At 58.9% G+C, this 10,054-nt stretch carries 10 protein-coding genes; 7 read left to right on the forward strand and 3 right to left on the reverse strand.

The features are described from left to right. The coding region (locus Q0239_RS04940) for a DUF1176 domain-containing protein (RefSeq protein ID WP_298599319.1) at window positions 1–769 on the reverse strand (769 nt) is incomplete at its 3' end. A 70-nt stretch (window positions 770–839) separates the two neighbouring features. On the opposite strand from Q0239_RS04940, the gene Q0239_RS04945 reads away from it, so the two are divergent. Beyond that, the gene (locus tag Q0239_RS04945) at window positions 840–1,709 is read left to right on the forward strand and encodes a 3-hydroxyacyl-CoA dehydrogenase NAD-binding domain-containing protein (protein ID WP_298599320.1); all 870 of its coding nucleotides are present in this window, start codon (window positions 840–842) and stop codon (window positions 1,707–1,709) included. Between the two features lie 69 nt (window positions 1,710–1,778). Here the strand turns inward: Q0239_RS04945 and Q0239_RS04950 are convergent, their stop codons facing one another. Continuing rightward, window positions 1,779–2,576, reverse strand: coding sequence for a cold-shock protein (locus Q0239_RS04950; protein WP_298599321.1), 798 nt, complete (start codon window positions 2,574–2,576; stop codon window positions 1,779–1,781). 243 nt (window positions 2,577–2,819) lie between these two features. Between Q0239_RS04950 and Q0239_RS04955 the strand changes: the two genes are divergently transcribed. The 5 genes from Q0239_RS04955 (at window position 2,820) to rpoN (ending at window position 7,126) form a co-directional block, all read left to right on the forward strand. After that, the gene (locus Q0239_RS04955) at window positions 2,820–3,440 is read left to right on the forward strand and encodes a ribonuclease D (protein WP_298599322.1); all 621 of its coding nucleotides are present in this window, start codon (window positions 2,820–2,822) and stop codon (window positions 3,438–3,440) included. Window positions 3,441–3,550: 110 nt separating this feature from the next. Beyond that, window positions 3,551–4,114 carry an LPS export ABC transporter periplasmic protein LptC gene (locus Q0239_RS04960; protein ID WP_298599323.1) on the forward strand — a complete coding sequence of 188 codons (564 nt, stop codon included), beginning with the start codon at window positions 3,551–3,553 and terminating at the stop codon, window positions 4,112–4,114. A 7-nt stretch (window positions 4,115–4,121) separates the two neighbouring features. Beyond that, complete coding sequence (locus Q0239_RS04965; protein WP_298599324.1) at window positions 4,122–4,652, forward strand: LptA/OstA family protein; 531 nt, start codon at window positions 4,122–4,124, stop codon at window positions 4,650–4,652. A gap of 153 nt (window positions 4,653–4,805) precedes the next feature. Next, window positions 4,806–5,576, forward strand: coding sequence for an LPS export ABC transporter ATP-binding protein (lptB, locus tag Q0239_RS04970; protein WP_298599328.1), 771 nt, complete (start codon window positions 4,806–4,808; stop codon window positions 5,574–5,576). 50 nt (window positions 5,577–5,626) lie between these two features. After that, the gene (rpoN, locus tag Q0239_RS04975; RefSeq protein ID WP_298599325.1) at window positions 5,627–7,126 is read left to right on the forward strand and encodes an RNA polymerase factor sigma-54; all 1,500 of its coding nucleotides are present in this window, start codon (window positions 5,627–5,629) and stop codon (window positions 7,124–7,126) included. On the opposite strand, the gene glpK is transcribed toward rpoN, so the two are convergent. Continuing rightward, a complete protein-coding gene (glpK, locus tag Q0239_RS04980; protein WP_298599326.1) occupies window positions 7,123–8,592 on the reverse strand; it encodes a glycerol kinase GlpK in 1,470 nt (489 codons plus the stop codon). The genes rpoN and glpK overlap by 4 nt on opposite strands. Window positions 8,593–8,707: 115 nt before the next feature. Between glpK and Q0239_RS04985 the strand changes: the two genes are divergently transcribed. Then, the coding region (locus tag Q0239_RS04985) for a molybdopterin-dependent oxidoreductase (protein WP_298599327.1) at window positions 8,708–10,054 on the forward strand (1,347 nt) is incomplete at its 3' end.

Consider the following 10,054-nt stretch of genomic DNA (forward strand, 5'->3'; position numbering starts at 1 on the left):
GGCTGCCCGAATAGGGGGCAGCCGCCATGTTATAGGCTCCAGTGCCGCAACTGACCTGAAGCAGCACCCTGTGCTGGCCATCTTTCTTTCCAAGGCTGACGGCGCTGTTTTCGGTTACCGTTGAACTGTCGGTCGAGCATTTCGAATTTTCGACCACATCGATGATCGTTCCTGCATCAGGAACCGCCGATTGTTTGCCGATGCGAGTGGCGGTGATCACCGGCAGGGCAACCGATCGTGCAGGCAGCGCACGCCGGCCGACGAGGAACAGCGCATTCCATGTGCGCGCCCGGTTTTGCATTAAATCGATATGGATCAGCGCGGCAGCAGAACCTTTGAGTGTACGTTTGCCCAACACGCCGCCATCACTTCCGCGAATGATGATGTTGCGCCCGCGACCGATTGCGCGTGCCAGTTTGAGCGAATTGGCAGCCGAACCGACAATGGCCCATTCGCCTTGCGCAAGTGCGCCACGGTCAACTTCACGTCCGTCGATCAAGATGCGGTAACTGTTCCCAGAGGGGGCCACGAGCGAGATTTTCACCGTGACCGCTTCATTGGGCGATTCCCGACTGATCAGGATGGCTGGGGCGGTGTCGCCACCGTCAACTTCGGGCGCTAGCGACAGCGCTTCGCACGAATAGACATTGTCGCAGGCTGCGGCCCAGTCTTTGTGGAAGAACTGCTTGCCCGGTACGATTGGCGCGGCATGTGATGAAGCAGCAAGCACCGAAGCGACAGCGATGAATTTTGCGAACGGCAAGCTCATGGCAAACAGTCTATCGTGAACCGCTCGGCTGCGCTAGGGGGGCCCAAACATATTCGAAAGGGTCGTCAACATGCGGTCAGTTGCAGTTATCGGGGCAGGTCAGATGGGTGCGGGCATCGCACAGGTCAGCGCGGCAGCGGGTTATCATGTGCTGCTTTCCGACATAGATATGGACCGTGCTAAGGCAGGCAAAGATGGCATCGCAAAAGCGATCCATCGCCTTGTTGAGCGTGAAAAGATCGGCGCTGCCGAAGCCGAGCAGATCATCGCGCGTATCGAACCTGTAGCCAGCTACGAGCCCATGGCTTCCGCTGGATTGGTGATTGAAGCTGCAACCGAGCGTGAGGACATCAAGCGCAAGATTTTCGACGAAGTAGGCAAGGTGCTCGGCCATCAGGCGGTTCTCGCTACCAATACCTCGTCCATTCCCATTACCCGCATGGCGCAGTCGTCACCCGATCCGGCGCGCTTTATCGGTGTGCACTTCTTCAATCCGGTTCCTGTGATGGGCCTGATAGAGGTCATTCGCGGGCTTGCGACATCAGAACAGACCGTTGAAAAAGTTAAAATGTTCGGCGATGCCCTCGGCAAATCGATGGTGTTTGCCGAGGATGTACCCGGCTTTATCGTCAACCGCATATTGATGCCGATGCTCAACGAAGCGTGCTTTTCCTTGGGTGAGGGCGTGGCATCGATCCGCGATATCGACATGGCCTGCCAGATTGGCCTGAATCACCCGATGGGCCCGTTGACGCTCGCCGACTTTATCGGGCTCGATACCTGCTTCGAGATCATCAAGGTGCTGCACGACACCACCGGCGATTCAAAATACCGCCCTGCGCCGCTGTTGGTGAAATATGTCGAAGCAGGTTGGCTGGGCCGCAAGACCAAGCGCGGTTTCTATGATTATACCGGTGACGTTCCGGTGCCGACGCGGTGATTTTATAAAGCCAAAATGCAAAAGGGCCTCGAAAGAGGCCCTTTTTTGTTTGTCAGTGATGTCGACCGATTACTCAGCGAGACGCTCTACATTGGTGGCCGAATATTTGCCGCGACGATCGACTTCGATGTCGAATGCCAAACGGTCATTCTGAGTGACTTGGCCAACACCCGAACGCTCAAGCGCGGAAATGTGCACGAACACATCTTCGCCGCCATCGTCACGCTGGATGAAGCCGAATCCCTTCATGTCGTTGAAGAATTTGACGGTGCCATTGGCGCGTTCGCCGGTCGATTCGCGCATCGGACCACGCTGGAAGCCACCATCGCGATCGCCGCCGCGCTGGAAGCCACCACGATCGCCACCGCGATCACGATCAAATCCGCTACGCTCAGGACGCGGAGCGCGCTCTGGAACCGGAAGTGGATCGCCGTCAATCACAAGATCGGTTGCCGATACTTTGCCGCCACGATCAACAAGCGTGAATTCGAGCGGTTGCCCTTCGGCCAAGCCAGTCAGGCCGGCTTGCTCGACAGCGCTGATGTGCACGAATACGTCATCGGGACGATCGTCGACCTGAATGAAGCCGAAACCCTTCTGATTATTGAAGAATTTGACAATGCCCTTGCCTTCGCCAACCACCTGGGCGGGCATAGAAGGAGCCCGGGGAGCGCCGCCGCGGAAACCACCGCCGCCTCCGCCACCGAAGCCACCGCCGCCGCCGCGAGGACCGCCAAAGCCGCCGCTGGGGCGCTCACCACCTCTCAATTCACCAGGGAATGAGGGGGCGTCAAAACCGAAATTGTCGTCACCAAAACGATCGCGCTTGTCACGGCCACGGCCACGACGCTTGTCATTGAAACTCATGTTCGAACTAATACTTTCCCGTCGCCCGCCAATTTCCATCCATGCAGAATAGGACGAATACCCCGCATTTCCCGCGACATGCCACTGGCCCCGCAATGGCAGGCTATACCCTATGCACGAAAAGCGCGATAGCAAATAATGCACCAATCCTAAATCGGCGTAAAAGCCGTAAAACTTGCCTTGACGACGCGGCTGGGGCAGAGGGATTGGCATATTAACCGATTAGAGAAAGCTTGAGCGCGGATGAGCGTTTTCCTTCATGAAGAAGACCTGCCTGATGGCGTACTGCAAGGCAGCTCTGCCCTTGCGGTCGATACCGAAACCATGGGTTTGAACACATTGCGCGACCGGTTGTGCTTGCTGCAGATATCCGATGGTAGCGGCGATGAGCATCTGATCCGTTTTGCTCCCGGCAGCAACTATGCCGCGCCTAATCTGAAAGCGATTTTAGGCGATCCCAACCGATTGAAATTGTTTCACTTTGCTCGCTTCGATTTGGCGGCAATTGAATATTATCTGAAGGTGACCGCGGCCCCGCTGTTCTGCACGAAAATTGCCTCGCGTCTCACCCGTACCTTTACCGATCGCCATGGCCTGAAAGAATTGGTGAAGGAGCTGTTGTCTACCGACATTTCGAAGCAACAGCAATCGAGCGACTGGGGTGGGCCAGTGCTGAGCGAGGCGCAAAAGGATTATGCAGCCAGCGATGTGCGCTTCTTGCATCGCCTGCATGCCGAATTCGTTATCCGGCTCGAACGCGAAGGCCGCACCGAAATGGCGCAGGCCTGTTTCGATTTTCTGCCGCACCGGGCGCGACTCGACCTGATGGGCTGGCCCGAAGACGATATTTTCGCCCACAGCTAAACCATGTTCATCGACCGGAGACTATAAAACCGCCTATGTCCGAACAGGCAGACCGAGAACGCACGTTGCGGCAGTTTTTTGCCGCTCCCGGCGGTCGACATGACCGGCTGGTGCGGATTCTTCGCGTCGCATTGCCCAGCATCATCGGCGTGCTGGTTGCGATGCTGGTGGTCAGCCCTTTTTCAAATACGCAGGAAATGAGCTTCGTGCTGGCAAAGGATGAAGTGAATATGGCGAAAGAGCGCTTGCGGCTGACCAACGCCATGTATCGTGGCGAAGATAGTCGCGGACGCCCCTTCACGCTTCGAGGCGGCAGTGCGGTGCAAAAAAGCTCATCCGAACCGATAATCCGACTGACCGACCTGTCAGGCCAAATCTTGATGGCAGGCGGCCCCGCGCGACTGGTGGCTGGCCAAGGCTATTATAATCTCGAAACCGAGAAAGTTCGCGTTGAAGGGCCGATGTCCTACACCAGTGGAGACGGATTCAGCCTTACCGCAAACAATGTCGAATTCGCGATGAAGACCCGGCAGATAGAGAGCTTCGGGCCAGTCAATGGCGTGATGAAGGTCGGCACTTTCAGTGCAGGCAAGTTAAGGGCCGATGTTGATGCGCGTATTGTCCGGCTTGAAGGCGGCGCGCATTTGCGCATCAACCAGAATGCGATTAGATAGGGCGACCATGTCAAAAACTTTCCTGCCGATCTTGCTGACCAGCGCATTGGGAACTGCGGCCCTGTTGTCGGTCGCAGCGCCCGCACAGGTCATCCGCAACCACAACAGCAACGCACCGGTCGATTTTGATGCGGGCGCAATTGAGTTGCAGGACAGGGCTGATCGCGTGATCCTGACAGGCGGCGTCACCGCTACACAGGCTGGCCTGACCATGCGCGCATCGCGCGTGACAGCCGCCTATACCAGCAATGGCGGCATTGATGTGAACCGGCTGGACGCTGTAGGCGGGGGAACAATCACCAAGGATGATCTGCGTGCCACCAGCGATGCGGCAATATATGATTTGGGCTCCAACCTTATCACGCTGATAGGCAATGTCCGCCTGACTCAAGGCACAAACCGTTTGAGCGGTGGACGAATAGTGATCGATTTGAATGCTGGCCGTTCGACTATCACGGGCGGAGCGTCTGCACCCGGCACGACAGGCAAAAATGGCCGCGTGACTGGCACATTCACTGTACCGCAACGCAAAAACTGAACCGTTCCGGAGCAATCCGGCAGAGCGCCATGCACAAATCCTGCCAATTGCGGGCATTGTGCGCTTTTCTTGATGCTTTTTGCGGTATAAGCACAGCTCGGACACAAAAAGGACCGTAACGGGATGAGCCTCGAACAGCCCATGGGCGATGATATGCACCGGCACGAAACGCCTGCCAGCGCTTTGACCGAAGAAGGTCTGGCATCGGGCCTTGCCGTTGTGTCGATCGCCAAAAGCTATGACAAGCGCGCGGTATTGACCGATGTTTCGCTGTCGGTCGCGAAGGGCGAAGTGGTCGGCCTGCTCGGCCCTAATGGTGCAGGAAAAACCACCTGTTTCTACTCGGTGATGGGGCTAGTAAAACCGGACTCGGGCCGCATCATGCTCAACGGTGAGGATATCACCCGCCTGCCCATGTATCGCCGCGCGATTTTGGGACTGGGCTATCTGCCTCAAGAGACCTCAATCTTTCGCGGGCTTTCGGTTGAACAGAATATCATGGCAGTGCTGGAACTCGCCGAGCCCGATAAAGCAGCGCGTGAAGCGCGACTTGAACAGCTGCTCGACGAGTTCGGCCTCACGCGGTTGCGCGCGGCCTCTGCTATGGCGCTGTCGGGTGGCGAACGGCGACGCTGTGAAATTGCGCGCGCGCTCGCGGCGAACCCGTCAATTATCCTTCTCGATGAACCTTTTGCCGGGATCGACCCGATCTCGATCAATGATATTCGCGATCTGGTGAAAGACCTGAAAAAGCGTGGTATCGGCGTGCTGATCACCGATCATAATGTGCGCGAAACGCTCGATATCGTGGACCGGGCCTGCATCATTTATGGCGGCCAGGTATTGTTCGCCGGATCGCCCGAAGATCTGGTCAAGGATGCCAATGTGCGCAGGCTGTATCTTGGCGAAGGGTTTGAGATGTGAGTTAGCGCTGGTGGCGCGTGTGACTGCATCCCCTATCGGCTGACCCGGAAATGGCCCTAGCCCCCCGCCTCGATCTTCGGCAGACTCAGTCGCTGGTAATGACGCCGCAGTTGCAGCAGGCGATCAAACTGCTTGCACTGTCTTCGCTGGAAATCGACGCCTTCATTGCCGAGGAACTGGAGCGCAACCCGCTGCTCGAAATCGCCTCCAGCGATGCACCCGGCGAAGCGGAAGCGCCTGAAATATCTGATGCGCCCCTCGCTGCCGAAAGCCTGGGCAGCGACCAGTTGATGAACGAAGGTGATTTCGGCACGGGCAGCGAAGCACTCGATACCGACTTTTCCCATGAAGCCTTCGAACCCGGCGAAGGCGGCGGTGCGGGCGCCGATGGTATGCTGGGGATGAACGGCATCGATGTGCGCGGCTCCGACTTCGGGGAAGGGCCAGATTTCGATGCCTTTGCAGCGCCGGATATATCGTTGCGCGAACATCTGATGCAGCAGGCGGGGGCTTGCGCTTCGGGCCGGCAATTGCTGCTGCTGGAACAGTTGATCGAGCATATTGAACCTTCGGGTTGGCTGGGCGTCGACCTGATGGGTTTGGCCTATCGTCTTGGCGTGCCGCTCGCAGAAATAGAGGAGGCGCTTAAGCTGCTCCAGACATTCGATCCCACAGGCGTTGGCGCACGCGACTTGGCCGAATGCATTGCACTTCAGGCAAAAGAGGCAGATCGATACGATCCCTGCATGGCGCGACTGATCGACAATCTCGATCTGGTTGCGCGCGGCAGTTTCGACCAACTCAAGCGGCTGTGCCGCGTCGATGACGAAGATTTGCGCGACATGCTGGTCGAATTGCGCAGCTATGATCCCAAGCCAGGTCTCCGTTTTGACAGCGACGATGCCGCGGTGGCGGTTACTCCCGACATATTCGTGACCGCACAGGGCAAGGGATGGGCGATCGAACTCAACAGTGCCAACCTGCCCCGCCTGCTCGTCAACCGCAGCTATTATGCCGAAATGGGCGGTGGCGGGGATAACAAGGCGGCGAACAACTGGCTCAACGAAGCCTTGGCCGACGCCAATTGGCTGATCAAGGCAATGGACCAGCGCCAGCGCACGATCATGAAGGTCGCGCAGGAAATCGTGAAGCAGCAGGAAGGATTTTTTCGTGAGGGCGTATCCCGGCTGAAACCGCTGACGCTGCGTCAGGTGGCTGAGGAAATCGACATGCACGAATCCACGGTCAGCCGCGTCACCAGTAATAAATATCTCCACTGTTCACGCGGGCTGTTTGATCTCAAATATTTCTTCTCCAGCGGGGTGGCGTCAGCCGATGGCGACGGTGCCTCGGCAGAGGCGGTGAAGGCCGCGATCAAGACGCTGATCGATGCCGAAGCCCCCGATGACATTTTGTCCGATGACACGCTGGTCGACATGCTCAAGGAAAAAGGCTTCGACATCGCCAGGCGAACCGTCGCTAAATATCGCGAGGCGATGGGGATCGGCTCGAGCGTGCAACGGCGTCGGGCGAAAAAGATGGGGCGTTAGGCGAGAACCCGCCCGAGCGCATCCTTCCACCCTGTTAGCCGCGCCTCTCGCGCAACGCCATCCATTGCAGGGCTGAACCGGCCAACCTTGCCGCGCATCACCGAAGCTTCGGCGAGCGAGCCGTAAAGACCTGCCCCGACGCCTGCCAGCATCGCTGCCCCCAATGCCGTAGTCTCTACGAAATCGGGCCGTTCAACCTCGACCGCCAAAATGTCTGCAAGGTCCTGCACCATCCAGCCGTTGGAGACCATGCCGCCATCTACGCGCAGTTCGGCCCAGTCGGCACCATCTGCAGCGAAGGCGGTTTTGAGATCGTGGGTCTGGTGCGCCATCGCCTCCAGAGCGGCGCGCGCGACATGCGCCTTTTTCGCGGCGAATGTCAGGCCATGGATCGCGGCGCGCGCGGAGGGCTGCCAGTGCGGCGCTCCAAGACCCGACAGCGCGGGAACCAGATAGACCCCGCCATTATCCTCGACACTGCGCGCTAACGGCTCGGTATCAGGTGAGGCGTCAATTAGCCCCAGATCGTCGCGCAGCCACTGGATCAGGCTGCCGGCGACAAAGACCGAGCCTTCAAGCGCATAATGCCGCTCCCCACCCAATTGCCACGCAACAGTCGCAAGTAGCCGGTTGGTCGATTTGGGCAGGGTGCGTCCGGTCTGCGTGAGCACGAACGCTCCGGTGCCAAAGGTCGCTTTGGTCTGGCCGGGTTCGAGGCAGCTCTGCCCGATCAGTGCCCCCTGCTGGCCCCCCGCCATGCCGGTGATGGCTATCGGCGCGCCGAACAGGCTGGCGTCGGTCATCCCCATTTGGCCTGCACTGTCGCAAATTTCCGGCAGGATAGCACGCGGCACGCCGAACAGGTTGAGCAGGCCATCGTCCCAATCACCACTGCCAATCGCCATCAGCGCGGTTCGGCTGGCATTGCTGGCGTCGGAGACGTGCACCTTGCCGCCGGTCAGACGAAAGACGAGGTAGCTTTCGATCGTCCCGACCGCGAGATGCTCACCCGCCTCTTGCAATTGCGGCCAATTCTTAAGCGCCCAACCGATCTTCGAGCCGGAGAAGTAGGGGTCGAGCAACAGCCCGGTCTTCGCCTGCACATCAGCCTCATGGCCCGCCGCCTTCAGCGCCTCGCAATTCTCCGCTGTACGCCTGTCCTGCCAGACAATCGCGCGCGCCAGCGGCTCGCCGGTGCGCCTGTCCCAAAAGACCACGGTTTCGCGCTGGTTGGTAATGCCGATACCGGCAATGGCATGCGCCCCGCCCGCCTGCGCGACCATCTCGCGCGCACATTCGAGGGTGAGGCCCCATATCTCGGCGGCGTCGTGCTCGACCAATCCAGGCGCCGGATAATGCTGCGTCAACGGGCGCTGGGCGCTGCCGAGGCACGTGCCATCTTTTGCAAACAGCATTGCACGGGTGGACGTAGTCCCTTCGTCGATGACGAGGATATGGTCGGTCATGAATCTCTCCCTTTGAGACGGATTTGCGGGATGCCAGTGCAGCCGTCAAGCACCGCACCGAAGCTTGCATCCGTACGTAAACCCTATAGCCTGCCTGTTGAGGAGAGAGTCGAACATGCCGATAACCCATCATCGCACCTGCAGCATATGCGAAGCCAATTGCGGGATCATCGTCACCACCGAAGGGCGCGACATCATCTCGATCAAAGGCGATCCCGATAATGCTCTGTCGCGTGGACATATCTGCCCCAAGGCAACCGCGTTGGCCGATCTCCAAAACGATCCCGACCGGCTGCGCAGTCCGCTGAAGCGCAATGGCGACAGTTGGGAGGAAATCAGCTGGGATCAGGCATTTTCCGAAATCGGTGAACGCACCCGCGACATATTGGCGCGCGATGCCAGTGGAGCGGCAATGTATATCGGCAACCCCAATGCGCACAGCTATGCCAATTCGCTGGTTTCGGGCGAACTCAAAAAGGCATTGGGTCTCAAGAACATTTATTCCGCGAGCACCGTTGACCAGATGCCGCATATGGTCGCGAACCTTGCGCTTTTCGGCCATTCGGGGCTGTGGGGCGTGCCCGATATCGACCGCACCGGAACGATGATCATCTTGGGCGGCAACCCGATGGCGTCGAATGGCAGCGTCTGGACTGTGCCCGACTTCCGCAACCGGGCAAAGGCGTTGCAAAAGCGTGGAGGCCAGTTGGTGGTGATCGATCCGCGGCGGACAGAGACCGCAAAAATCGCCGACCGGCATCTGTTCATCCGGCCGGCCACCGATGGCTTGCTGCTGGTCGCCCTGCTGAAGGCTGTGCTCGCCCATCCGGCCCGCCCTGCACTTCCTGATTATATCGATAATCTGGATGCGGTCTCCGATGCGCTATCGGGTTTTGATAGCGCCATTTGTGCGGCGCAGACAGGTGTGGCGCTTGGCGACATCGAGTGGCTGGCCGATCGCATGGTGAACGGGCCTGCGGCACTTTACGGACGCATCGGCGCAGCCACGCAGAGCTTTGGCACATTGAACGCTTGGTTGATCGCACTCATCAACATCGCCTCGGGCCAGTTGGACCGCGAGGGCGGGCTGCTCTTCCCGACACCTTTGGTCGATACCGTCGCAATGGCGGGCCCCGGATCAATCGGTCGTCGTCATTCACGCGTGTCTGGCCATCCGCTGGTGATGGGCGAATTTCCGGCGGCGACGCTGGCAGAGGAAATCGAAACGCCGGGCGAAGGGCAAATCAAGGCGCTGTTCGTTGTTGCCGGCAATCCGGTGCTGTCAACGCCCAATGGCAGACGGCTCGATGCCGCTCTGGAAGGCCTGGAACTGATGGTGTCGAACGACATGTACCGCAACGCCACCAGCCGCCGCGCGCATTTCATCCTGCCACCGGTGGGGCCGCTTGAGCGCGAGCATTATGGGCTGTTCCTGCTGCCCATCGCGATCCGCAACTTCGGC

The organism is uncultured Sphingorhabdus sp., assembly GCF_937872355.1.
GTDB lineage: Bacteria > Pseudomonadota > Alphaproteobacteria > Sphingomonadales > Sphingomonadaceae > Sphingorhabdus_B.

What these genes read in the sequence shown, in the direction of transcription:
- Q0239_RS04955 (WP_298599322.1), top strand. Translation starts at nt 2,820, where the DNA reads ATGAGCGTTTTCCTTCATGAAGAAGACCTGCCTGATGGCGTACTGCAA.
- Q0239_RS04950 (WP_298599321.1), bottom strand. Translation starts at nt 2,576, where the DNA reads ATGAGTTTCAATGACAAGCGTCGTGGCCGTGGCCGTGACAAGCGCGAT.
- rpoN (WP_298599325.1), top strand. Translation starts at nt 5,627, where the DNA reads ATGGCCCTAGCCCCCCGCCTCGATCTTCGGCAGACTCAGTCGCTGGTA.
- Q0239_RS04965 (WP_298599324.1), top strand. Translation starts at nt 4,122, where the DNA reads ATGTCAAAAACTTTCCTGCCGATCTTGCTGACCAGCGCATTGGGAACT.
- Q0239_RS04945 (WP_298599320.1), top strand. Translation starts at nt 840, where the DNA reads ATGCGGTCAGTTGCAGTTATCGGGGCAGGTCAGATGGGTGCGGGCATC.
- glpK (WP_298599326.1), bottom strand. Translation starts at nt 8,592, where the DNA reads ATGACCGACCATATCCTCGTCATCGACGAAGGGACTACGTCCACCCGT.
- lptB (WP_298599328.1), top strand. Translation starts at nt 4,806, where the DNA reads ATGCACCGGCACGAAACGCCTGCCAGCGCTTTGACCGAAGAAGGTCTG.